The 25,192-nt window shown below is 41.7% G+C and carries 17 protein-coding genes and 1 pseudogene; all 18 read left to right on the top strand.

The annotated features are described in order from the left end of the window. Positions 1 to 101 precede the first annotated feature (101 nt). The 18 genes and pseudogenes from MKX41_RS21215 (at position 102) to MKX41_RS21130 (ending at position 24,825) form a co-directional block, all read left to right on the top strand. The gene (locus MKX41_RS21215) at positions 102 to 1,283 is read left to right on the top strand and encodes an extracellular solute-binding protein (RefSeq protein WP_340972951.1); all 1,182 of its coding nucleotides are present in this window, start codon (positions 102 to 104) and stop codon (positions 1,281 to 1,283) included. Between the two features lie 251 nt (positions 1,284 to 1,534). After that, entirely contained in the window at positions 1,535 to 2,899 is a 1,365-nt protein-coding gene (locus tag MKX41_RS21210; protein WP_340972950.1) for an ABC transporter substrate-binding protein, read from the top strand. A gap of 62 nt (positions 2,900 to 2,961) precedes the next feature. Then, positions 2,962 to 3,948, top strand: coding sequence for a carbohydrate ABC transporter permease (locus MKX41_RS21205; protein ID WP_340972948.1), 987 nt, complete (start codon positions 2,962 to 2,964; stop codon positions 3,946 to 3,948). Continuing rightward, positions 3,938 to 4,792 carry a carbohydrate ABC transporter permease gene (locus MKX41_RS21200; RefSeq protein WP_042192048.1) on the top strand — a complete coding sequence of 285 codons (855 nt, stop codon included), beginning with the start codon at positions 3,938 to 3,940 and terminating at the stop codon, positions 4,790 to 4,792. The genes MKX41_RS21205 and MKX41_RS21200 overlap by 11 nt, the downstream gene beginning before the upstream one ends. A 289-nt stretch (positions 4,793 to 5,081) precedes the next feature. Then, the gene (locus MKX41_RS21195) at positions 5,082 to 6,047 is read left to right on the top strand and encodes a glycoside hydrolase family 43 protein (protein ID WP_340972945.1); all 966 of its coding nucleotides are present in this window, start codon (positions 5,082 to 5,084) and stop codon (positions 6,045 to 6,047) included. Between the two features lie 432 nt (positions 6,048 to 6,479). Continuing rightward, complete coding sequence (locus MKX41_RS21190; RefSeq protein WP_340972943.1) at positions 6,480 to 8,252, top strand: cache domain-containing sensor histidine kinase; 1,773 nt, start codon at positions 6,480 to 6,482, stop codon at positions 8,250 to 8,252. 1 nt (position 8,253) lies between these two features. Beyond that, entirely contained in the window at positions 8,254 to 9,039 is a 786-nt protein-coding gene (locus MKX41_RS21185) for a response regulator transcription factor (protein ID WP_076300926.1), read from the top strand. Positions 9,040 to 9,153: 114 nt separating this feature from the next. Then, positions 9,154 to 10,482, top strand: a complete 1,329-nt coding sequence (locus MKX41_RS21180) for an ABC transporter substrate-binding protein (RefSeq protein WP_076300927.1) — start codon at positions 9,154 to 9,156, stop codon at positions 10,480 to 10,482. Between the two features lie 72 nt (positions 10,483 to 10,554). Continuing rightward, positions 10,555 to 11,442 carry a carbohydrate ABC transporter permease gene (locus tag MKX41_RS21175; RefSeq protein ID WP_340972941.1) on the top strand — a complete coding sequence of 296 codons (888 nt, stop codon included), beginning with the start codon at positions 10,555 to 10,557 and terminating at the stop codon, positions 11,440 to 11,442. 134 nt (positions 11,443 to 11,576) lie between these two features. Continuing rightward, a complete protein-coding gene (locus MKX41_RS21170) occupies positions 11,577 to 12,341 on the top strand; it encodes a carbohydrate ABC transporter permease (protein WP_445671346.1) in 765 nt (254 codons plus the stop codon). A gap of 10 nt (positions 12,342 to 12,351) precedes the next feature. Continuing rightward, positions 12,352 to 14,604 carry an FAD-dependent oxidoreductase gene (locus tag MKX41_RS21165; protein WP_340972939.1) on the top strand — a complete coding sequence of 751 codons (2,253 nt, stop codon included), beginning with the start codon at positions 12,352 to 12,354 and terminating at the stop codon, positions 14,602 to 14,604. 32 nt (positions 14,605 to 14,636) lie between these two features. After that, positions 14,637 to 16,931, top strand: a complete 2,295-nt coding sequence (locus tag MKX41_RS21160; RefSeq protein ID WP_340972938.1) for a glycoside hydrolase family 95 protein — start codon at positions 14,637 to 14,639, stop codon at positions 16,929 to 16,931. A 183-nt stretch (positions 16,932 to 17,114) separates the two neighbouring features. Then, on the top strand, positions 17,115 to 20,432 hold the full coding sequence (locus tag MKX41_RS21155; RefSeq protein ID WP_340972936.1) for an S-layer homology domain-containing protein: 3,318 nt from the start codon (positions 17,115 to 17,117) through the stop codon (positions 20,430 to 20,432). A 110-nt stretch (positions 20,433 to 20,542) separates the two neighbouring features. Beyond that, positions 20,543 to 21,571, top strand: coding sequence for a peptidyl-prolyl cis-trans isomerase (locus MKX41_RS21150; protein ID WP_076300932.1), 1,029 nt, complete (start codon positions 20,543 to 20,545; stop codon positions 21,569 to 21,571). A 267-nt stretch (positions 21,572 to 21,838) separates the two neighbouring features. Then, positions 21,839 to 22,744 (top strand): NAD(P)/FAD-dependent oxidoreductase, encoded by a 906-nt coding sequence (locus tag MKX41_RS21145; RefSeq protein WP_340972933.1) that lies wholly within the window; start codon positions 21,839 to 21,841, stop codon positions 22,742 to 22,744. Between the two features lie 104 nt (positions 22,745 to 22,848). Then, positions 22,849 to 23,349 carry a cysteine hydrolase family protein gene (locus MKX41_RS21140; RefSeq protein ID WP_340975017.1) on the top strand — a complete coding sequence of 167 codons (501 nt, stop codon included), beginning with the start codon at positions 22,849 to 22,851 and terminating at the stop codon, positions 23,347 to 23,349. A 106-nt stretch (positions 23,350 to 23,455) separates the two neighbouring features. Next, positions 23,456 to 24,122 (top strand): annotated as a pseudogene (locus MKX41_RS21135) (Type 1 glutamine amidotransferase-like domain-containing protein). A 214-nt stretch (positions 24,123 to 24,336) separates the two neighbouring features. After that, on the top strand, positions 24,337 to 24,825 hold the full coding sequence (locus MKX41_RS21130) for a DUF2199 domain-containing protein (RefSeq protein WP_340972931.1): 489 nt from the start codon (positions 24,337 to 24,339) through the stop codon (positions 24,823 to 24,825). The last annotated feature ends 367 nt before the right edge of the window (positions 24,826 to 25,192 follow it).

Below are 25,192 nucleotides of genomic sequence, written 5' to 3'. Positions count from 1 at the left end.
TATCCATTACCCTTTTCTTAACATTGTTGTTGATAACAACTGCTTGCAATGGGGATAAGGGGAATAGCAGCAAGAGCGACGGCGAGAAAATCACTTTAAAAATGATGCATCTATGGCCGGATAGCAATAACTCCGCGCAAAACAAAATGGTAAAAGAAATCATCAGAGAATTTGAAGAAGCTAATCCGAATATCACCATCAAGACGGAAGTTCTTGAAAATGAGCAGTATAAAAGTAAACTGAAGGTACTTGCCGCTTCCAACGATCTACCGGACATCGGATTCACCTGGGCAGCAGGCTTTATGGATCCTTATGTTAGGGGAGATAAGTTTGCATCCGTGGACGATCTTTTACAGGATGAGTTGAAAGGGAAATTCGTAGCTGGTACGACGGAGGGGTACTCCTTTGATGGGAAGACGTATGCCCTTCCTGTCGAACTAAACATAGTTCCGGTCTACTATAATAAAGAAATATTTTCAGAATTTAATCTGCAGCCTCCCCAAACCTTGGATGATCTCAAAGCGATCATTCGAACACTGAATAACAATGGCATAACACCGGTTACTCTTGGAGGCAAGGACGGTTGGCCGGCTTCCTTCTGGTACATGTATCTAGCTGATCGTATTGGGGGACCTAACCTGATGGATAAAGCTGTTGCGGATCAGGACTTCACAGATCCTTCCTTGCTAGAGGCTGCAAGACAAGTGCAAGAATTGGTAAACCTGAACACATTCATCAAGGGCTACAACGGATTATCCAATGATGAAGCCAAGGTACAGTTCATGAACGGAAAGTCAGCCATGTTCGTTACAGGGACTTGGGAGCTGCCAGATTTCACGACCACAACAAATATAGCCCAAGAATTTAAAGTCAACATCGGTTATTTCAAGTTCCCGACAGTTGAAGGCGGCAAAGGCAACGTGGATGATTGGGTCGGTGGTCCGGGCACTGGATTGTTCGTTTCCAAAAATTCTAAGCATGCTCTGGAGGCTAAAGAATTCGTGAGCTTTTTCGTTCAAAAGTGGGGAGAGCATTCTGTTGTCAATGCAGGCGTAATCCCGGCTACCAAAGTAGATACTGCGGCCATCAAGCTACCGCAAATGTTCATTGATCTATTAAACGAGTTAAATAAGGCTAATAAAGTAACTCTTTATCTGGATACACAAATGAAGCCAGTCGCATCTACCATACACATGAATCAGATTCAGGCATTGTTCGGTGAAGCCGTCACACCAGAAGAATTCATCAAGAAACAGGATGATGCGCTAAAAGCGGATAAGTAATGATCAGAAATATAAACAGAGTCATGGAGACACCGAGGGATTGATCCCTTGATGTCTCTTTTTTTGCGCTCTATAGAACTGAATCTAAAAATAGTGGAAGTTTTCCTAAAGAGGGTGACCTTATGCTTAAGGATTGCAGGATCTATAATTATGTATGCGGTTACATAAAACCGAAGTGATAATACAAAAGGGGAGGCAAAGATATGAAAAGTATGAAACGTAGTTTAGTGGGGCTCTCTACATTGCTCGTGATGTCATCTGCTCTCGCAGCATGTGGTGGGAACTCGAATTCTAATTCTAATTCATCTAGCTCAAGCCCAACGACTGCACCAGCAGCCAACGCTACCGAAGCTCCATCAAAAGGAACAGGTGAGAAAGTCACTATCAATCTCTGGAGCTTTACAGATGAGATTCCTAATATGACCAAGAAGTACATGGAAACTCATCCGGACGCGAATGTTGAGTTCAAAACTACGGTTATTGCAACCACTGATGGTGCTTATCAGCCTGCTCTTGATCAGGCTCTGGCAGCTGGTGGAAAAGATGCCCCGGATATTTTTGCAGCTGAATCAGCATTTGTGCTCAAGTATACACAAGGCGATGCATCCAGCTATTCGGCCAACTATTCTGACCTGGGCCTTGACGACCAAATGGTTAAGGACGCTGGTATCGCTCAATACTCGGTTGACATCGGTAGCCTAGACGGCAAATTGAAAGCCCTCGGCTATCAAGCGACTGGCGGTGCCTTCATCTATCGCCGCTCCATTGCGAAGGATGTTTTTGGAACCGATGATCCAGCCACTATTAAAAATGAAATTGGACCAGGCTGGGATAAATTCTACGAAGCAGCCGCGAAGCTGAAAGCTAAAGGATACGGCATCGTTTCCGGCGACGGAGATATCTGGCATCCAATTGAGAACAGCTCGGACAAGGGTTGGATTGTTGATGGCAAGCTTCATATCGATCCGAAGCGGGAAGAGTTCCTTGATCTCTCTAAAAAGTTAAAAGACAATGGCTACCACAACGATACAACGGATTGGACGGAAGCTTGGTACGCCGATATGTCCGGTGCCGGCGCTCAACCGATCTTCGGTTTCTTCGGTCCTGCTTGGCTCATCAACTACGTGATGAACGGTCAAGTAAAAGACACGAATGGCGACTGGGCGGTTTCCGAACCACCGACAGGCTTCTTCTGGGGTGGCACTTGGCTGCTTGCCAACAAAGACGTTACCAAGGACGAAGCCAAGAAACAGGCTGTTGCAGACTTTGTGAAGTGGGTTACACTCGACACCTCCGAAACGGGACTCCAATATTACTGGGCTAACGGTACGATGAAGGAAGGCGAGCAAGGTACGAAGGACAGCGTTGCTTCCTCCGTTGTCATGTCGAAATCAAACGGCGAAGTTCCATTGCTCGGTGGTCAGAACATGTTCGACGTATTTGTACCGGCCAATGCAAACGCTTCAGGTAAAAACTTGACCCAGTACGACGAAACAATCAACAAGCTCTGGCGTGATCAAGTACGTGAATACACCGCGGGTAACAAGGACCGTGCCAAAGCGATCGAAACCTTTAAGCAACAAGTCAAAGACCAACTTGGCATTGAAAGCGAATAAGAAGGATTCGGAGGGGCGGGGGAGTAATCCCGCCCCTTCATATCAACTAAAGAGGTGAGAGCATGCGCCGCAAAAATGTGAACTATTCGAAATACGGTTATATTTTTACCTTTCCGTTTGTCCTGGCATTTCTGATTTTCTCACTGTATCCCATTTTATATACCGCAGTCATTGGATTCACCGATATGAAAGGAATAATACCAAAACCGATCCATATTCTTGATAATCCTTTTCAAAACTTCAAAGATCTTCTCTTTGATAATCCTTCGTTCCGGAAGTCTTTGATCAACACTGGATTGCTCTGGATTACTAACTTCGTTCCCCAGATGCTTCTCGCGCTCTTGCTAACGGCATGGTTCACGAATAAGCGTCTCAATATAAAGGGACAAGGCTTGTTCAAGGTTCTGCTCTATATGCCTAATATCATCACAGCAAGTACGATTGCCGTGTTGTTCAGCACTTTATTCGCCTATCCGATGGGTCCTGTAAACAGTTTGTTTCAAATGTTGGGATGGACCGACGCTCCGGTGTTCTTCCTGCAGGATAAGACGACAGCACGGGGCATTGTCGCATTCATCCAGTTCTGGATGTGGTACGGCAACACCATGATCGTCCTGATTGCTGGCGTTATGGGTATAAATCCTGCTCTCTTCGAGTCTGCATCGATTGACGGGGCTAACGGGTTTCAAACCTTCTTCCGCATCACACTTCCGAGTCTGCGTACGATATTGCTGTTCACACTGATTACATCGATGGTGGGTGGTTTGACCATGTTCGATATTCCGCAATTATTCCTTGCGGGCGGGCCGGACGATTCTACGCTTACCACGTCCATGTTTATCTACGGGCAAGCATTCAAGGGCAGCTATATGTACAATCGTGCTGCAGCAGCGAGCATGATTATGTTCTTGATTTCGGCAATATTGGCCGGAATACTGTTCTACGTGATGCGTGACCGTGATGCGTCAAGACTTAAAAAAATACAAAAACAAAAGAATAGAAAAGCTGCTATAGCAGACCGTGAGGGAGGTGTAACACATGGCAAATAATCAGAAAAGCGGAACCGTTAACCGAAAGATCAACAAGACAATTATCTATGTTGTTTGCATCTCTTTGGCGGTGCTCAGTATCCTGCCGTTTTGGATCATGTTTGTAAATGCCACACGCTCTACACCGGAAATTCAAAGCGGACTTTCTCTGCTTCCTTCGAGCCACATGATGAGCAACCTACGAGTGTTGCTCGATAAGAGCTTCGATCCGCTTCAAGGGTTCCTGAATTCATTTATTATTGCCAGTTCTGCAACCCTCTGCACAGTCTATTTCTCGTCCTTGGCGGCCTATGGGCTCGTCACTTACAGCTGGAAGCTACGGGGGCCATTTTTTACCTTCATCATGTGCGTGATGATGATTCCCTCCCAAGCGAGCGCAATCGGATTCTATCAGTTCATGTATAAATTACATTGGACCAACAATTTTCTTCCGCTGATTCTACCAGCAATTGCTGCACCTGCGGTGGTATTTTTCATGCGTCAATACTTGCTCGCAACTCTGTCGATAGAGATCGTGGAAGCTGCACGTGTAGATGGGTCTGGTGAATTCTTCACTTTCAACCGGATTATCTTACCGCTGATGATGCCGGCAGTAGCAACACAAGCCATCTTTGCCTTTGTGGCTAACTGGAACAACCTGTTCATGCCGCTGATATTGCTGACACAGAAGGAGAAATATACTATGCCAATCATGGTAAGCTTGCTCCGAGGTGATATCTACAAAACGGAGTTCGGCTCGATCTATATGGGTCTGGCTTTGACGGCTTTACCGTTGTTTATAGTTTACTTCTTGTTATCCAGATACATTATCGCGGGCGTGGCACTTGGTGGTGTCAAAGAATAACCCCGGTAAGCTGGCTTCGAATAAGGCAGCACCGTGGAACCAATCAATTCCAATCTAGGCCTGTTGATTAGCTAAATTATAGTTATGGAAATGTGAGAACATTAGCTGAAAATACTTTAGGAGCGCCTTAGTGTACCTTTTTTTGAAATATCAGAAAGTATAAGTTTCACATGTCTACTCATGTTCTGATATTTCTCGCAGAAACGGAACCGTCCCTATAAGGACGGTAAAATCCATTTCTGCTTGGCTAATCAACAGGCGTAATCTCAATCAGGAGGAGAGTCCTATTATGGCAACAAAAAATGAACCGTTAGTTACCCATCTCTATACAGCCGATCCCTCCGCTCATGTATTTGAGGGCAAGCTGTATATTTACCCATCCCATGATATTGACCATGATGGACCTACGAATGATAATGGGGACCAATATGCGATGGAGGATTATCATGTATTTTCCTTGGAAGATCCTTCATCCCCCTGTGTAGATCACGGAGAGGCGCTTCATCTTCGGGATGTGCCTTGGGCTTCGAAGCAAATGTGGGCGCCCGATGCCGCGTACCGGCAGGGGACGTATTATTTGTTTTTCCCGGCCCGGGACAAGGAGGGTGTTTTCCGTATCGGAGTGGCTACGTCAACTTCTCCGTCTGGTCCTTTCCAGGCTCAAGAAAGCTATATCGAAGGGAGCTTCAGCATCGATCCAGCCGTATTCGTGGACGAGGATGAAAGAGCCTACATGTATTTTGGCGGCTTATGGGGCGGACAATTAGAAAAGTGGCAAGACGGTATTTTTCAACAAGATGCGGTAGAAAAGGGCCCAGAGGAACCGGCTTACGGTCCTTGGGTGGGCGAGCTGAGTGAAGACATGCTGTCATTCAAATCTGACCCTCAGGAGATCTCCATTATTGATGAAGAAGGGAACTCAATCCTTGCGGGTGATGAAGACAGGAGATACTTCGAGGGTCCATGGATGCACAAGTATAAAGGGAAATACTATCTCTCGTACTCTACTGGCACAACCCATAAGATCGTCTACGCGGTGAGTGATAAGCCTTGCGGACCTTTTGTTTTTCAAGGAACGATCCTGAATCCAGTCGTTGGCTGGACGACCCATCATTCTATCGTGGAATTTAACGAGAAATGGTATTTATTCTATCATGACGCATCGCTTTCTGGCGGCGTGGACCATAAACGCAGTATGAAATTCACGGAACTCCATTATGAAGAAGACGGCAGAATCCGGCCGGTAGAGCTTTAATCGAACGACTCGACCTTTCTATGAGTTCCTTATGAAGACCTACTTAAGGATGTCTTGAAGCTAATACTTCAGAGACATCCTTATTTGTCTTTTCATTTCTGTCAGAGCCTTTTGATTTTAGAAGGCAAACCCATTATCTAATATTGTATTCATTTTACAGGGGCTATCGCCCTATGGAGGGCAGATGTATAATCATGGAATAAAGCGCAAAGGATTTGAAGCGATGAAATTATATTTGTTTATTATTCAAGCCTTTTATTTATTATCGCTAATTCCCTAACACGAGTGGAAATTGGATTAACCGTCCAGTTCCCTTCGTGTTTTTTGCTCTGCACAGCATCATATAATCATCTCTCTTGACAATCATGTATTGAAAATCTAAAAATGAGTGGAAGAAACAATAAAAAATTCAATTAGGTGGGAGGGAATGGATTGGCACGATATTCATTAAAGCAGGTATTAAAAAAAGTTGTTCCATCATCATTGAAGTATAAGCTTTTCGTTGCATATTTCTTATTGCTGCTTATACCTCTATCATCCATTAACCTATATAACTTCTACACCGCTGAAGAAAAGATGTGGTTAAAAAATAGTGAACAAAGCCAAAGCTCATTAGAAAAGATTCGGCAGGAGTTAGAAGATTATATGGGTATTGCTGCAAAAACAATGATATTGATTGAACAAGACCCATCCACAGAACAAAGATTGAAGCACCCAGAGCAATATACCTATCTTGAACGGAGAGACGAGATTGAAGCACTTCTCAATGGATTTATGATCAGTTTGTTTCTCTCTGCCCCCCCTGTGTTCTACACCATCTCAGATCTTAAAGACAATGTATTCTTAACGTATAGTCCACTGAACAATGACAATCAATCAAAGACCATGATGGCGATGTACTCGGAGATGCTCTCCAACAACGAAACTTACAGATGGCAAAGAGAGGTGAATTATGTAAACCGAGACTATACAACGAGTCTGGATATATTGTCCCTATACAGTGTTCTTAAGGACAAATCATTAAACCCTTATGCTATCGTGCGTATAGGTATAGATTATAGGCAATGGATTTCTAAAATGAAGAAGAATTCAACGCAAGGTGAACATTATTTGATCATGGACAAGAATGGCGAGATCATACTTACGACTGGAAGTAGTGATCAAGTTAATGGTGCTCAGCTATTTGAGAAAATGAAAACGATTACTTCCACAAAAATAATGGATAAACAATTTGCTTATCATTATAGTTACGTTCCAAAACTCGAATGGTATTTAGTCCGCATGGTACCGCTTGATACCTTGTTTGCAGAAACCAATCAATTGAAACGTTCATTTTTCTGGACTTTTACCATACTGACCGTATTGTTTGTCATGGTGACATTCTTTATTTCATCTAGTGTGAGTCGTCCTCTAAGGGAATTGCAATTGAAAATGCGACAACTGGCGAAGACGAATCTTAAAACGCGGTTAGATGAAGAGCGCTTTGATGGAGAAATACTAACCCTTGCACAAAGCTTTAACTCGATGGTAGTGGAAATTGAAAGTTTGATTTCTAAGCTCAAGATAGAGGAGCGGCAAAAGGAGGCTGTCCGATTTCAAGTTCTGCTCTCACAGATGAACCCTCACTTTTTATTAAATACTCTAAATACAATAAAGAGTATGTCTGTTATTCCGGAGGAACAGCATAAGGTCCATGAGGTATGCATCGCACTGGGCAGAATCCTTGAGACAAGCCTGAATACCGACGTTGATATGATTTACTTGGAAGAAGAAATGAGTATGATTCAAGCTTATTTTTTGATCCACCAGCAACGTTTTGGAAGTCATATTCAAATTAAATATGAATGCGAGTCTGATCTGAACCACACGCTTGTTCCGAAATTTAGCATACAGCCGCTTGTGGAGAATGCAATTACACATGCCTTTCAGACGATTGCAGAACCTGTCATTACAGTGCGAGCTAGTAAGCAGGAACAGAATTTAGTGATAGAGGTTTCTGATAACGGAATGGGCATAGAGAAGGCAGGGGCTATCAAATCTTTAAGACGGCGTAAAGGGATTAGTATCGACAATATTAAAGAGCGATTACAACTTTTGTTTAAGGACAAAGCGAAGTTCTCAATGGTCTCTTCTGAGCAGGGGACAACTGTTCAATTGACTATTCCATATCTGCTATCAGAGCCGTATCGAAAAGGAGAGAAATAACATGTGGAGAACACTTCTTGTTGAGGATGAGATACATTCATTAAGCTACTTAAGAAATTTTATTTCATGGGAAGAGGAAGGCTTTTCGATTGTCGGAGAATGCCACCATGGGCTAAGTGCATTTGAGTTTATTAAAGAGCACCAACCTGATTTAGTCATATGCGATATTATGATGCCTGTAATGGACGGTATTACACTTTTGAAAACTGTTCGTGACAATGGCTATAATTGCAGGTTTATCATGTTAACTTGCATGAGTGAATTTGAGTATGCGCAACAAGCAATCGAGCATGGTGCGTCAGGATATATTCTGAAGTTATCTTTAGAACGTGAGAAGATGCAGGCACTATTAAAAAAATTGAATAAGGAACTGCAACAAATGAGGAAGTTAACGATGATCGAAAAGATTTTACCGGAAAGCAAGCCGACTAATACTAAACAGACCTTCACGGATCACCCTGAAATCAATAAGATCATGAATTATATATATCAAAATTACAAAGACCAAATCACGCTGAAAGAAATGTCCGCTTATATCAATATGAATCAGAATTATGTAAGTGAATTGTTTAGTAAAAAAACAGGCCATTCGCTTATTTCTTTTGTCCAAAAGGTGAGAGTGGAGAAGTCCATAACCTATTTATGCGATACAGATTCGTCAATTTCGCATATTTCAGAGTTATGCGGTTTTATAAATGTAAATTATTACATACGAGTTTTCAAAAAAATTATGGGGGTAACGCCAAGTGAATATCGGAGATCCACAATCATGCCCTATAAAAAATAAAAAACGTAAACACGAAAAATGTGTAATTTTACACGAAATCTGTTTCTGTGAACGCGCTTACTCCGGTGATATGCTTTAGCTGTAAAACTTAACTTAGAACACGGAGGGGTTAATGTGAAGACAAGAAAGAGATATTCTGCACCTGTAGTGTTACTAGCTATCACCCTAGTACTAGCAGCATGCGGTAAATCAGGGGACTCTAGTACTAGCATCAATGCAAGTGATAGTCCATCTAAGCCTTCGAGTAGCGCTGTTTCAGAAGAGCCTGTAAAACTAACATTCTGGGGCTCCGTTCCAGAAGAAGCGGGTCCGCAAGAAGCAGTAGATGCTTGGAATGCAGAGAACCCGAAGATTCAAGTGGAGTATATTCGATACGTAAATGACGATAGTGGAAATCTTAAGCTGGATACAGCATTGGTAACGGGGCAGGATGTAGACCTTTATGTGAATTATAACAAGGGGTTTCTTGGTAAACGTGTTGACAGTAAGGCTGCTCTTGATTTAAGTCAATTTAGCGATTATGACATTTTGGATGCCATGGGTCCTGAGGCGGCAGATTGGCAAGTTAACGCTAAATTTTATGGCATACCAACAAGTAAAGGAAATAACTTTATTTTTCTTAATAAAAATGCTTTAGACGCAGCAAATTTACCAATTCCTCCACTGGACTGGTCCCAGAATGATTTACGTAAATATGCGAAGGTGTTGAAACAAGATTTTGAATATGGCTATGCACAATTTGATTGGTACTATTATATGCAAATTGACGGCACCTTCCAAAATGCGATCGCTGAAAATAAAACTTCGAAATTTGATGCCCCAGAGGTCAGAGAAAGTCTGCAAAATTGGCATGCCATGATGCATGAGGATAAATCAATTCCAACCTATGGGGATCAAAGTGCTTCTAAAATGGCTGTGGATGCAATGTTCTTAACTAAAAAAGCAGCTATGCTTGGCGCCGGTGGCTGGATTTTTAGATCATCTAACAATCTGACAGATTATCCTCGGGATTTCAAAATTGCTTTTGCCACTATACCAAGTGCAGTAGATAAACAATCGAATTTCAAAATTGAAGGCGGCTTAGGCGATGTGGTTTCTATTAATGCAAATTCAGAGCATAAAGAAGAAGCTTGGGCCTTTCTAAAATGGTACGCGGATGTTGGTTCGCAATATTTGGCAAAGGGAGGAAGAATTCCAGCCTCTAAGCATACGGATTTGGATCAAACTGTTAAATTGATGACAGCTGGCATGGAGGATCTTTATGACATGGACTCGCTAAAAGCAGTTGTACTCGGGAACAGTCCTAAATATATCAACAGCATTGACCGTAAAGTATCGGATATGAGGAAGGAAGAAATAGAACGTTATTTCCTAAAAGAGAAAAGTCTAGACGAAACAATTAAAAGTATCGTTAAGAGACATAATGAATTATTGGCCCAGTAACAATTGATAGATTTCTGGAGGAAGCATTCAGGGATTCAGGGAATCTTCCTCCACCTACTCGGAGGTACTTCTATGAAGTGGAATTATAACTTAAAGCAGAAGCTGGCAGGATACCTATTTATCACACCGAGCATGATCGGCATTATATTTTTCTTTTTGGTGCCTGCATTATTCTCATTCTATTTGATGTTTACGGACTGGACTTATATGAGTGGAAAATCACCCGAATTTATAGGTATAGATAATTTTAATAGATTATTTAATGATGGGTCCTTTTATCGATCAATTAAGAACACTTTTATATTTGTTATGAGTGTGCCCGTATCCATGTTTATTGCGTTTTTTATTGCTTATTTTTTAAATCGCAAGGTTTACTTTCAAAAGCTGCTCAGATCCATGTATTTCTTACCTTATGTCATGAACGGCGTGGCTATTGCATTTGTATGGATGCTGTTATTTGAACCCCAAAATGGTCCTATCAATGGAACGCTGAGAGCGATTGGTATATCTGACCCTCCTGGATGGCTGTCTACAACAAACACTTCAATTTACGCCATCGTTATTATCCAGGTTTGGATTATGATTGGCTACAACATGATTATTTATCTTGCAGCCTTACAGGAAGTATCACCAGAATTGCTGGAAGCAGCAAAAATCGACGGCGCTAAGTCGAATCAAATTGTAAGGCATATCATGTTGCCGTTAATCAGTCCATCTTCTTTTTTACTCCTAATTACTGGCTTTATAGGCGCGATAAAATCCTTTGGCATTATACAGGCGATTACTGGTGGCGGACCAGGGGATAGTACGACAGTCCTATCACTATATATTTATAAATCTGCATTTCGTTATTATGAGATGGGTTTTGCCTCAGCGGCGTCATGGGTGCTCTTTGCTTTTGTTCTCATCCTCATGCTTTTCAATTGGTACGCACAAAAAAAATGGGTGCATTACGGGTAAAAGGAGGCTAAACCATGAAAGCAACTGTTATAAATCATATTCTACAGAAACAAGCATCCGTTAAGAAACGGACGCGTCCAATAGAACTCCGAAAGCTAATTCCAACGGCCATTGCATTAATCTTCGGTGTACTTATGATTCTCCCGTTTATATGGATGCTTAGTACATCTGTAAAAACACCGTTAGAAGTGTTTGACTATCCGATTAAATGGATTCCGGATAAGTTTCAATGGAGTCATCATTACAATGTTTGGTTTGGTGAACAAAACTTTATTCAATATTATTCGAATTCATTAAAGGTGGCCGTTCTTTCAACGGTAGGTTCATTATTCGTATCAAGCTTAGCGGCATATGGATTTGCCAGAATTGAATTTAGGGGTAGAGATTCATTGTTTCTGTTGTACTTATCCATGATGCTTATCCCTCCCCAAATTTTATTCGTGCCAAAGTTCATTATGTTTAACGAAATGGGTATTTTTAATTCACATTGGGCATTAATCTTGCCTGGCATCTTCACCATCTTTGGCGTGTTTTTGCTTCGCCAGTTCTTTATGGGTATTCCGAAGGAGATCACGGAAGCTGCATTAATAGATGGGGCAGGCCACTTTCGGATATTCATTCAATTAATTGTACCACTAGCTAAACCAGCCATTGCCACACTTGCCATTCTGGATTTCTCGTGGAATTGGAATGATTATGAGAATTCACTAATATTTCTGATCGATAAGAATCTATACACGATACCGCTGGGGCTACAGAATTTTATTTTAGAAAATTCAATCGATTATAACGGTATGATGGCGGCAGCTTCAGCAGCGATCCTGCCTATGATAATCATATTTATAATTTTCCAGAAATACATCATTCAAGGTGTTGCCAATGCTGCGGTGAAAGGTTGAGGTGAATGTAATGAGGGAGGAAACCATTCAGATAGACATTACAGTAGTAGGAGGAGGTTTAGCCGGTGTCAACGCGGCGATCGCAGCTGCTCGTCTAGGACGAACCGTTGCACTTGTTCATAATCGTCCTGTTCTGGGTGGGAACTCCAGCAGTGAGGTGCGCGTCTGGGTCTGTGGGGCAACCGCGCATGGTAAACACCGTAATGCGCGAGAGACGGGTATCATGGGCGAATTGTTTATTGAGAATCAGTTCTGCAACCCGGATGGGAACCCTTATATCTGGGATCTAGTTGTAATGGAGGCAGTGAAAGCCGAACCGAATATCCGTTTGTTCTTAAACACTGATGTGCATGAAGTTGAAGCTGAGGGAGAAGCGGATCAGAGACGCATCTGCTCCGTCACAGGCTGGATGATGGGTTCCGAACGAAAAATTCGACTGAAAAGTGAAATTTACCTCGATTGTACAGGTGATGGGCTGATCGGATTTCTTGCTGGTGCTCAGTACCGATTGGGACGCGAAGCCCATAACGAGTACGGAGAGGCTTGGGCTCCTGAGAATGCCGACGATATCACTCTAGGCAGCACGATCTTGTTCTACACCAAAGATGCGGGTCATCCTGTAAAATATGTACCGCCAAGCTTCGCTAAAGATATTTTGCAAACAACGATTCCTATAACAAGGGTAATTCGCAGTGGTGATTCTGGTTGCGATTACTGGTGGGTCGAGTGGGGGGGCGAGCTAGATACCGTACATGAGAATGAGCGCATTCGGGATGAGCTATGGTCTGTCATCTATGGAATATGGGACTATATTAAAAATTCTGGCAAGTTTGACTCTGAAAATATGACGTTAGAATGGATTGGTGCGTTGCCCGGCAAACGAGAATATCGCCGCTTTATAGGCGATTACGTGCTTAATCAAAACGATATTATTGCACAACGAAGATTTGAGGACAGCGTCGCCTTTGGTGGTTGGTCGATCGACCTTCACCCGCCTCAAGGTATGTATTCGATAGAAAGCGGTTCGAAGCATTGGCATATGGATGGTAGCTATCATATTCCGTTTCGGTCACTTTATTCAATCAACGTCTCCAACTTGATGTTTGCGGGACGTAATGTGAGCGCAACGCATATTGCCTTTGGAACGACCCGGGTCATGGCGACCTGCGCAGTTATGGGTGAGGCAGCGGGAACAGGCGCTGCAATAGCGGTACAGCATGGGGGTTCGCCACGTGATGTCTATGAGATACATCTGGAAGAGCTAAGTCAGACACTGCTACGACAAGACGCTTCTGTCCTTGGTATCGTCAACCATGACGATCGTGATCAGGCGCAGAGGGCAACCATTTGTGCCTCAAGTACCCGAGTACGGCTTGCTGCAGAGAATCCATCGGACAAATTCGCGCTAGAGACAGATGCTGGCTTGCTGTTACCTGTTAATCCTGAGCTTTCAGAGTTGGAGTTGCTGCTAGACTCAGCTGGCGATACCAAGTTAACGGTAGAAGTATGGAGCACGGGAAGTCCGCAAAATTATGTACCTATTCAATTAGAAACATCGGCGACAGTAAGCGTTTCAGCTGGCGAAGCTCAGTGGGTGAGTTTCCCATTGTCTTGGAAACCGGGTACTCCGAGGAATGCATTCATTATTATAAAGTCCAATTCTTGTATTACCCTGCGCGTCGATGATCGTTACGAGACTGGCGTTCTAAGTTTCCGTAAAAACGATGGTGTGATGGAGACGAATACACTCACGGATCAGCAAGAGGATCAACTGTTGGTCATGTGGAGGACTAATGGACTTGAACGAAAGACTTTCTGCTTTCGCGCGTTTCCAGAGATAGAAGCCTATAGTGCGTATAAAGCGATCGACGGTTATCGTCGTCCATACGATGGTCCTCACGCTTGGAAATCGGAAGAACTGAGCTGTGGAGAAGAGGCCTGCCTAGAATTGAGCTGGACAGACAGACCTGTCGAACTGAATCAAGTACACATCGTCTTTAACGATGACGTAAATGAAGATCTAATTAATCTTCATCATCACCGTACTACGTTCGATACTATTCCGGAGCTTGTTCGGGATTATCGACTAGAAGCATTTTCGGAAGGAAAGTGGACTGTATTACATCGGGAAAAGGGGAATTACAAACGAAAAAGAATACATCGTTTGCCTGCTCCAGTCAAGGCAAGTGCGCTTCGCCTCGTCGTGGAAGCTTCAAATGGAGGTCGTTTTGCGGAAGTTGTTGAAGTTCGCGTCTACTCATAATCATTCATTACGTACCACTGGGAGGCGTTATTATGATTCAAGAAGAGTCATCGAATTATTCGAAACGAATTTGGTTCAACAAATCTGCAACAGATTGGAATGAAGCTCTACCTGTTGGAAATGGCAGGCTAGGAGGCATGATTTTCGGTGGTGTTCGAGAGGAAAGGATCGCACTCAATGAGGACAGTGTATGGTCAGGGCAACCGCATGAGAATGAAAATCCTTTGACGCAAATTTCGTTAGATCAAGTCCGCGACTTGCTATTCCAAGGCAAACACAAAGAGGCGCATGATCTTGCACATGAAACAATGCGCATTCCTAATAACCCGAATTACGGAAACTATCAGCCGCTTGGCGATTTGTTGCTCTCATTTAGGCTGCCAGAGGGTGAGCCGTCTAATTATGAACGGGAATTGGACTTGAATACAGCGATTACAACCACATCATACCGTTTCGGAGAAACTCATTTTTTACGTCGAGTATTCTGCAGCTTTCCGGATCAAGCACTTATCGTTAGGTTAGAACAGGAAGGGCAGCTTCTTCGAGATTATGCTTGCACGATTATGTTGGATCGGAAACAACCGGTTAAGCTAACGTTCGATGGCTGCGATACGCTCATGATGAGCGGGGAGTGTGAGGATGGCGGGGTTGGTTTTGAGGTGCAGCTGCGTGTCGTTCTAGAAGAGGGTTGTGTCTTCCCAGTTGAATCTGGCTTGCGCCTTGAAGGCTTTCGAACGGCAACTATATTTATGACCGCTCAAACTACTTACCGGAAGAGGGAACCTGCACTCGTTTGCCGAGAAGAATTGGATAAAGCAGTGTGCAAAGGTTACGAAGCTATCCGATTGTCTCACGTAAAGGACCATGGTGAGCTGTTCGAACGGGTTCAACTGCGCTTAGACGAAGGTGGGAAAGAAAACATACCCACGGATATTCGGCTAGAAGCATTTCGCCATGGAGAAATTGATCTCAGCTTGATTGCGCTGCATTTCCACTTTGGGCGATATTTACTCATTGCATGTTCGAGGCCTGGGACGCTTCCGGCTAATCTTCAAGGCATATGGAACGAGAGCTTTACACCACCCTGGTTCTCCGACTATACGATCAATATAAACCTGCAGATGAACTATTGGCTTGCAGAAACCTGCAATCTGTCAGAGCTTGCGGAGCCCCTTTTCACCTTTTTGGAGGCGTTACGCCCGGAAGGAAGACGAACTGCTTTGGAGCGTTATGGCAGCAATGGCATTGCATTCGGCGTTCGTACGAATCCTTGGCACACGACGACCCTTCGGAACTACGTGCATTTGCTGTGGCATGAAGGAGCAGCATGGCTGGCTTCACATATGTGGGAGCATTATTTATTTAGCGGTGATCTCGATTTTCTGCGACTGAGGGCTTATCCGTTCATAAAGGAGGCAACACTCTTTTATCTCGACTTTATGGTTGAGCACCCGGTTACAGGACACCTAGTATCTGGACCGACAACGTCGCCCGAGAATCAATATATCGCGCCTGACGGCACAATCGGAAGCCTTGATATGAGTCCAGCAGCTACGGTGCAAATTATTAACGAGCTTTTTGAACAATGCATTAAAGCTGGCCCCGTAGTTGGTGAAAACGAGGGTTTCTTGGAAATAGTTTCCCAGGCTAAGGAGAGGCTACCCCCTTTGCGTATCGGTAAGAAAGGACAACTGATGGAGTGGTCTGAGGATTATGTAGAAGAAGAACCAGGTCACCGTCATATGTCCCATTTGTACGGCCTTTTCCCAGGAACCAGTATTCATCAAGGGAGTCCAAATTTGATTGAGGCCGCGAGGCGTACGATTGAACTACGCTTGGCAAATGGCGGTGGTCATACTGGCTGGAGCTGCGCGTGGTTGATTAATCTATTCGCACGTTTAGAGGACGGAAACCAAGCGGAAACTATGATTGAGATGCTGTTGCGGCACTCTACACAATTCAATCTCTTAGACGTTTGTCCGCCATTTCAAATTGACGGTAATTTCGGCGGATCAGCAGGTGTGGTTGAAATGCTGCTGCAGAGCACTTCCGATGAACTTGCTTTACTGCCTGCTCTTCCGGACTCGTGGAGCAACGGCTTCGTTTCAGGTTTACGCGCACGTGGAGGCTTCGAGGTTTCCATAACGTGGGAGGTAGGCTTGCTAAAAGAAGCGCGTATTGTTGCTTCACGTGAACAACAATGTTTTATTCATGCTACACAAGCTTTCATTATTGATGGCGAAGCTGCAACAATACAACGACTTGCCCCGAATCGAGTTTATGCAGAAGTGAGCGCAGGGGCTTGCTTGATTATCCGCGCCGAATAATTAGACATATGAACAGACAGAGAAGATCACTTATTGTCCTGTAAGGTGATCTTCTTGGGTTCTTCAAAAGAGGAAACGAATTTGAATTTTAACTTAGCTATGGATGTAGCTTTTTATTATGATCAACTTTATGTAAGCGCATACTTTTAACGGTAGATCAACTGAAGGGAGTAGATCTCTAGCATGGTTAAAAAGATATTATTTCAATTCATGCTGTTTTCATTGTTGTATTTCTCAATTTCTGCGGTTAGTTTTGCATCTTCCATTGTAATTGATAATGGGGATGAAGGGTATGAGGAGAACGGTAAATGGGAGAAGAGTGGTGTGCTGGGTTATAAAGGTTCTGGATCAAGATATACAACCGAACCAGGGAGTTGGGCAAAGTGGACCCCGAAAATTCAGAATCCAGGAGAGTACGAAGTATTTATCTACAGCCTTGTCAATGCCGCTAGTGAGAGTAACGTCGAAATTGAGGTTGTACACGAAAATGGAACGGATCTTATATTTCAGAATTGGAAAGCTGGGACGCCAGGTTCATTAAGTTCATCAGGTTGGGTTAGTCTAGGGGTTTATACTTTCACCGAAGAGAATTCGGGATATGTAAAGATAACTAAAAACTCAAAGGATCGGAATTTATATACACGGGCGGATGCAGTGAGATTTGAAGATTTGAATCCTCAGGTACCAGAGGAGCCAGAAGTAGTACCATCAGCGACCTATTATATTGATCCTTTTAATGGAAATGATTTAAATACTGGAACTAATGCGGATGCTGCATGGCAAACTCTTGAAAAGGTCAATTCTGTTGTTTTCCAGCCAGGAACTAAGCTTCTATTTAAAGCTGGAGGGTATTGGAAGGGACAGTTGAAGCCTCAAGGATCGGGTAGTGATGGAAACCCTATCATTATTGATCGATATGGAACAGGCAATAAACCTATTATTGATGGAGATGGAATAATTGATGAGGGGGTAGTACATCTTTTTAATCAGGAGTATTGGGAAATTAATAATTTGGAAATTATCAATGACGCTCCAGAAGCGGCGAGTAGGTACGGCATTTATATTCAAATTGACAATGAAGATAGTGAGAATCCTTTAACAGCAGATCATATTTATGTTAAGGATTGTTATGTGCATAATGTTAAAGGTGATAATCGGAGTCCCCATACAGGGGTAGGCATATTTTATTATGTGACAAGTGCGGATACCTCGACTTTTAATGATATTTTAATCGAGAATAATACAGTTAAAACCGTTGACCGATCGGGAATTATTCTGAGAAGTCCAGATGGAACATTTAGTACGAATGTAGTGATTAGAAGCAACTTTGTTGAAGACATAGGCGGAGATGGGATCGTTGCAAAAACGAGTAAAGCGCCTCTAGTAGAATACAATATAGCAAAGGATACCTCAGCAAGAGCTAATAATGCTAACGTTGCGATATGGACCTGGTACACGGAGGATGCTACCGTTCAATACAATGAAGCCTATGGCACAAAACGTCTGCCTAATAATTTAGACGCCCATGGTTTTGATAGTGATTTTAATAATCGTCGGAATATCTTCCAATACAATTATAGTCATGATAATGGCGGGGGCTTTATGCTTATCATTAACGCTACTGAAGGCGGTTATAATGATTCTACTATTGTTAGATATAATATTAGTCAGAATGATAAGGCAAAGGTAATTGAATTATTAGGTGATAATACGAATGCTCAAATTTACAATAACACTATCTATCTGGATAGCTTATCCAACGCATTGATGGTACGAGTTAGTAACTATTTCGGCATTCCGAAGTCAGCAAGCTTTTATAATAATATATTTTATAATTTAGGAAGTGGCAGTTATGAATTTCCTAAAGTAGAAAACTTTTTGTTTGATACCAATATCTTTTATGGCATGTCGCCACCGGTTTCAACAGAGGAAGCGGACATTACTGTCATAAATTCGGTATACGGTGATCCAAAGCTGGTGAACCCTGGTTCTGGCGGAATGAACATCGATTTTGGCGATCCGAACAGACTTAGTGGGTATAAGCTACAATTGGATTCATCTGCGATCAACGCTGGTCTAGTTATCGAGAACAATGGAGGAATCGATTTCTGGGGAAATTCATTGTACAATGGGCAGCCGGATATTGGGGCATTTGAATATCATCCCGAGACTAACAGTGGGTCAGGCAACAATGGCAACGGAAATACGGGATCAGGAAGCAATATCATATATGTTACCCCAACTCTTCCGCCCTCTAGTAAAGATGCTTCACTTTATATACCAAAAGATACTGAGCTTCGGAAAGATTCTATGAAGGATGGAAATAAAGCAGTAAATGTCGTGATTGATAGTAGTCGACTAGCTCGAAAATTAGCTGATCTAAGCGTTAAGGATAAACCCACACTAACAATCGATATACCAGGGGGGCATTCATCGGTCGCTGTTCAATTACCACTGTCTATATTGTATAACAGTCTTAAAGATAATTCAGAAACTGTGATAACTGTAAAAAGTGACTTAGGTTCATTCGATTTTCCGCTTGAAATATTGAAGCGCAAAGAAATCGAGGCTGTGAATGCTTCTGATACAGGTGCCGCTCTGATCGTCCGTATGGATAAGAATAATACACAGATGACACAGCAGTTTGATCAAGCGTTTGCCAATCAAGGATTAGGTCGTTTAAGCGATATTTTTGAGTTCAAAGTATTTCTTAAATCTAATGATAAAGTAGAAGAAATTCGTAACTATGGCGACAAATTTATTACACAAGTGCTGAAAGTAAATAAAGCTATTAAGAATACTTCGCGAGTTACTGCAGTTGTTTACGATCCGGTTAGTGGGAAATTGAAGTTTATTCCATCGTTCTTCACTGTGAAAAATGATCAGACAGAAGTGGTGATTAACAGCAATACAAGTAGTTTGTACACCATTGTTCAATACGAGAAAGTATTTGAAGATATGGATGGACACTGGGCAAAAAGGGATGTGGAGAGCTTGGCTGCCAAAATGGTTATCCAAGGAACAACAAACCGCTTGTACTCACCAGATATGCAGGTTACACGTGCACAGTTCGCAGCTCTTCTCGTAAGGGCACTAGGATTGTCTTCGGATTTCGTTTCTAATGCATTTGCGGATATTACTTCTTCAGTGTGGTATGCATCAGAAGTCAATGTCGCTGCGAAATATGGCTTGGTTCAAGGAACGGGTGAAGGTGAATTCGATCCTGATAGCCTTATCACGAGAGAGCAAATGGTCGTTATGATGATGAATGCTGTTCGATTAATCGAGGGGGATGGGGGAACCGAAGTATCCAGTAATATTCCTTTTGAAGATAAAGAACAGATATCAGACTATGCATACGGTGCTATAGGAGCTGCTTTAAATGAAGGCCTGATAACTGGAAGGACGGCAACAACCTTTGCTCCACAAGACGCTGCGACACGTGCTGAAGCTGCTGTCCTCTTAAAGCAAGCCATGCAATATTTGAGGCTTATGAATTAAATTAATTATCTGGAATATCTGAGTTAAAGGTTGATTTAATATCAACCTTTAACTTTGATGATCTAAAAATATTTAAAGTTCATTCCTATGTGAGAGGAGTGTTATCTTTGATGAAGACGTTCATTATACTAGTGACAGTTATTGTTGCTTTGCTATCCTTATTTCTTATTGCACCGTCTTCCAATAATGATGTTGAAGATATTCAAACCGTAGCGACAATGAATGGTGAACCGATTCAAATCCCAGAATTCATGCTTATTTTGAACAATAATTATGTTGCAAAAACATATAATTATTTTTCAAATAACTACGGTGTCAAAAATTATAAAGATTTTTGGACAACAGTCTATGGTAACGAAAAACCTATAGACTATGCAAAGAATTTGGCCTTGAAAGAGTTGATTAGAATAAAATCAGAACAAATATTGATGAAAGAGTATGGAGTGGCTAACGATATTTCTTATGGATCCTTCTTGAATGAACTTGAACAAGAAAACAAACGGAGAAAAATAGCAGTTGATAATAATCAGGTTATATACGGTCCGATTGAATATAGCGAGTATCAATATTTTTCACATGTATTTGCTAATCATGTTGTAGAGCTTAAGAAAAAACTTGAAAAAGAAACCTTTAATATTAATGAAAGCGACTTAAGAGCGTTATATGAAAATGTAAAAGAAGAGTACTTCATGGATTCATATCAAATAAAAGTAGAAAAAATAAGTATGAAAAAAAGTAAGAACGCAGACAAGGTAATGAAGAACTTGTTAACAAGTCTACAAAATGGATATTCTTTTAAACAATTAAGTAATGCTAATCAAGAGATCTTGTTTGAAACACAGACCTTCAATGAAACTACATCAAAAACGGATTATGATGTAAATCCACAACTTCTTAATGAAGCCAAAAAAATAAGCGTTGGTGAGATTAGTAATATTATAGAAGAAAATAACACTTTAACAATTATAAGATGCATAGAAAATAAAGATAGAGGTTTTCAAGAGTATGACAAAGTTAAGGAGCAAGTCAAAACCCAAATCATAGATGAAAAATATGAGGAACTGATTCATAATAAAATAGAACATGCGGATGTGGAAATTTCCGATGTTGTGTTTAATAATTTAATCGTAGAGCAGTAGAGAATTCTACAATGAAGATGGGGCTCAAATCAGGTTTGAATGGAATAAATGCTTGCGTTTTAGTTATATCGAAGTTATTATAGACTCCTAAAGTCTTTAATTGGTTTACTGAATGAAATATTCAAAGCGGTGGGCACCGACTCAGACGGAAGCAGATCTTCTTTCTGGATATCATCCGTGCGATCCGTTCTTTTTTTGGGAATATTACAGATAACACAAGTCCTTAATATCTTTAATGTAAATTGAAAAGCGAAAGGGAGAATTAGTATGACTCATGATTGTGTAATAATCGGTGGAGGACCGGCAGGTCTAAATGCTGCTCTGGTGCTAGGCAGGGCAAGAAAAAATGTGGTTGTTATTGATGAAGGACGGGCACGTAATAGGGTTACTCGAGAAACGCATGGCTTTCTTACTAGAGATTCTATAAGTCCAAGCGAATTTAGGAGGATTGCGAAGCAGCAGATTAGTGCTTATCCATCCGTTACTTTTGCGGAAGATACCGCCCTATCGATTACGGGAACCGATGGCGATTTTCAAATTACGACGGTTCAAGGTCAGACCTATAAAAGTAAAAAGGTGCTCTTCGCCATAGGGATGAAGGACCTCCCGATGGATATTAAGGGACTCTCAGACGTATATGGTAAAAGCGCCTTTATCTGCCCCTATTGTGATGGATGGGAACTAAGAGATCAGCCTCTTGTCGTAATTGTTAAGGGAGCCGATGCAACGCATATGGCTCAAGTGTTATCTGGTTGGACGAAAAAGATTACCATATGTGCTAATGGATCTGATGACTTGACGGATGCACAACGCGAAGAGTTAAATCAACATAACATTCCTGTCTACGACTCACCGATTCAGTCGATCGAATCTGACAATGGCATGGTGCAGCAAGTTGTGTTGAAGGATGGTACTAGCATCGTATGTACGGGGATATTTTTTAGACCGAAGCTTATGATCGGGTCAGATTTGCCACAAGCCATTGGTTGTGAACTCACAGAAACAGGAGCAGTCATCATCGATAATCTCGGTAAAACGAACGTTCCAGGCGTTTATAGTGCCGGTGATGCAGCAACACATCTTCATCAAGCCATTATTGCCGCTTCTATGGGCTCCTTAGCTGGGGTCGGCATTAACAACGAGCTGAATGAAGAGGAATGGCGTAACGTATGATGCTATTGTACAAAATAGTCTAATTCATTTATTCCCTTGAGCTGAATCTACATCCAGATTAATATAGAAACTAGCTATATTTATTCTGAGAGGGGTAGTTCAAAATAAAAATTGGATTCCTAATTGTTGATATGCAAAATCTTTTCTTACACGATCATATGGAGAAATTAAATGTAAGTGAGGCTTGTGAATACATTAATCATGTGTCTGGGTTACTTCGTGCGAAGGACCAAATCGTCATCCATATACAAGACATGGAAGGGGCGAATTCGGATACAGATCCAGAAGCAAGAAATAGTATACCGGAAATTACAGTAGCACCGACAGATATCCAGATGGCAAAAGAATATTCTAATGCTTTTTGGAAAACGGATTTGGAACAACTGCTACGTGAACATGGTGTTGAATTCATCATCGTTGCGGGATTCGCCGCAGAACATTGTGTAACCTTTACTATTAACGGTGCACAAGAAAGAGGCTTTCAAGCAGCCCTTTTACAGAAGGCAATCCTTAGCACACGGCCTGATGCTATTACCTCGATTTACCGTGATCGGCATATGATCTCTTACCCGGTGATCGAGTTTTTAATGGAGACCATTGGTTGAAATTCTACTAATAGAAGCTAATGAAAATAAATGGAGTTACGTATTAGATTACTAATATGTAACTCCATTTTATAATTGTAAAAAATACATATGGAGGTAATTAAGTTTGACTACTCACTACTATCTCAGTTGGTTTAATAATTTTTTTCCAGAGAAGCTGGTCCATTGTTTGCATGAGGATATACAAGACAGAAAATCGCTTGTTATGATTAGCTGAACCGTCTGGTTATACAGGTGAGCAAATTAACATTGATGATGTTTCTGAATGTACATGGTTAAATCAGGCTAACATTATTTTTGATGAATATCATTTCATTGATTATCGCATGCAGAAGAAAGAGGCCCAGCGATTAATTCACAACGCTTCTGTCATTTTTTTATGCGGTGGAGATCCTGTTTTGCAAAACGATTTTTTGGCGGATTATGAATTATCAAATGTTATTAAGAACAGCAATGCCGTTATAATGGGTGCCAGCGCCGGTGCGATAAACATGGCTGCAAAATGGTTATGCTTGAAAAACACTGGCAATGAAGTTGAAACAAGTACTATTTATGATGGTATTGGCTTTGATCATTTTGCCTATGAATCTCATTCTAAACGTGACTATGCTACGTTTGTTCAAGGTTACCTGTTCCCCTTGTCTGAAGAGATTGATGTTTATGCGGCAGAACAGGAGAGTGCAATGCGTGTAAAGGACGGAAAAATAGAAATAATGGGTCCTCTATATTTAATTTCCCACTCAAAGATTCAGAAATTGGTTGAGACGCTCTAATTAGGCTTACAGCGAATCATCTCAGGTTTTTAAAATCCCCAGGACTTATTGTTGGGCAAAAATGATAAATTTTTAGACCGCCTTCAATGGCGGTCTTTCTATGTCCGGCAGATGCTAGCTGCCCATTTTATTGAAGTAAGGGGCAGGATAACTCAGTAATTTCGCGAATAAGACGTTATAAGAAATCAGCGAGAAACTATAAGGAGCAGAAAACATGAAATGCCCTCACTGTAACAACGAATTAAATGAACTTCCTTTATGTTACGGAAGTGAAGCACCATATTATTTTTACACTGTACCAGAAGAGAAAAGAACAGAATTAATTAGAGATTTTTGTGTAATTGATGAACAGCATTTCTTTATTAGAGGACATATTGAAATACCAATAATTGATAGTAAAGAGAAATTTATATGGAGTGTTTGGGTTTCTCTTAGTGAAGAGAACTTTTTGAAATCTAATGAATTATTGCACGTAGAAGGAAGGGAAACTGAAGAACCTTATTTTGGTTGGTTATCGACTGAACTTTCAATATATCCAATAACTACATTATCGTTAAAGACAATGGTACATACACAAGAAGTTGGTGCTGTTCCGTTAATAGAATTAGAACAAACGAATCATCCACTTGCAGTTGAACAAAGAGAAGGAATTACAATGGAGAGAGTTAAAGAAATTGCTCATTTAATTAATCATAGTCTGTAAGAGAAGAATTTGAAAGAAAGTATGGTCGAAAAAGCTGCCGTGCCGACAGCTTATAAAATCGTATCTACGCCGCGTCGCCGCTCTCCTTGGTCTGCTAAGGGGTTTCGGTGAAACGTAATCAGCAGACAACCCCGCAAGGCTAAATCCTTTGGACTCGGTGCGTAATGTCGATTAAGCTAGCGGGGCGCATTAGTGGAATAGCGGTTGCTTCGGCAGCCATTTTTTTATTTGTTCAACTAACGGGCAGGTTAGTGAAACCACACAGTTTTCTCTAACGTATAATCATTATTCAAATTTTTCCAATATGGCTCATACAGAGGTGAACTTGGCTGGAGCATTTTTATGACTTGGTTCAATTGGCGTTCTC

Source organism: Paenibacillus sp. FSL R5-0475, assembly GCF_038004585.1.
Taxonomy (GTDB): domain Bacteria; phylum Bacillota; class Bacilli; order Paenibacillales; family Paenibacillaceae; genus Paenibacillus_AQ.
This window is presented reverse-complemented; position numbering and strand designations above follow the sequence as displayed.

Bases quoted from the DNA above. Each gene is read 5' to 3' on its own strand.
- MKX41_RS21150 (WP_076300932.1), top strand. From the start codon at position 20,543: ATGAAGACGTTCATTATACTAGTGACAGTTATTGTTGCTTTGCTATCC.
- MKX41_RS21205 (WP_340972948.1), top strand. From the start codon at position 2,962: ATGCGCCGCAAAAATGTGAACTATTCGAAATACGGTTATATTTTTACC.
- MKX41_RS21210 (WP_340972950.1), top strand. From the start codon at position 1,535: ATGTCATCTGCTCTCGCAGCATGTGGTGGGAACTCGAATTCTAATTCT.
- MKX41_RS21165 (WP_340972939.1), top strand. From the start codon at position 12,352: ATGAGGGAGGAAACCATTCAGATAGACATTACAGTAGTAGGAGGAGGT.
- MKX41_RS21170 (WP_445671346.1), top strand. From the start codon at position 11,577: ATGATTCTCCCGTTTATATGGATGCTTAGTACATCTGTAAAAACACCG.
- MKX41_RS21160 (WP_340972938.1), top strand. From the start codon at position 14,637: ATGATTCAAGAAGAGTCATCGAATTATTCGAAACGAATTTGGTTCAAC.
- MKX41_RS21185 (WP_076300926.1), top strand. From the start codon at position 8,254: ATGTGGAGAACACTTCTTGTTGAGGATGAGATACATTCATTAAGCTAC.
- MKX41_RS21200 (WP_042192048.1), top strand. From the start codon at position 3,938: ATGGCAAATAATCAGAAAAGCGGAACCGTTAACCGAAAGATCAACAAG.
- MKX41_RS21145 (WP_340972933.1), top strand. From the start codon at position 21,839: ATGACTCATGATTGTGTAATAATCGGTGGAGGACCGGCAGGTCTAAAT.
- MKX41_RS21155 (WP_340972936.1), top strand. From the start codon at position 17,115: ATGGTTAAAAAGATATTATTTCAATTCATGCTGTTTTCATTGTTGTAT.
- MKX41_RS21215 (WP_340972951.1), top strand. From the start codon at position 102: ATGATGCATCTATGGCCGGATAGCAATAACTCCGCGCAAAACAAAATG.
- MKX41_RS21195 (WP_340972945.1), top strand. From the start codon at position 5,082: ATGGCAACAAAAAATGAACCGTTAGTTACCCATCTCTATACAGCCGAT.
- MKX41_RS21130 (WP_340972931.1), top strand. From the start codon at position 24,337: ATGAAATGCCCTCACTGTAACAACGAATTAAATGAACTTCCTTTATGT.
- MKX41_RS21175 (WP_340972941.1), top strand. From the start codon at position 10,555: ATGAAGTGGAATTATAACTTAAAGCAGAAGCTGGCAGGATACCTATTT.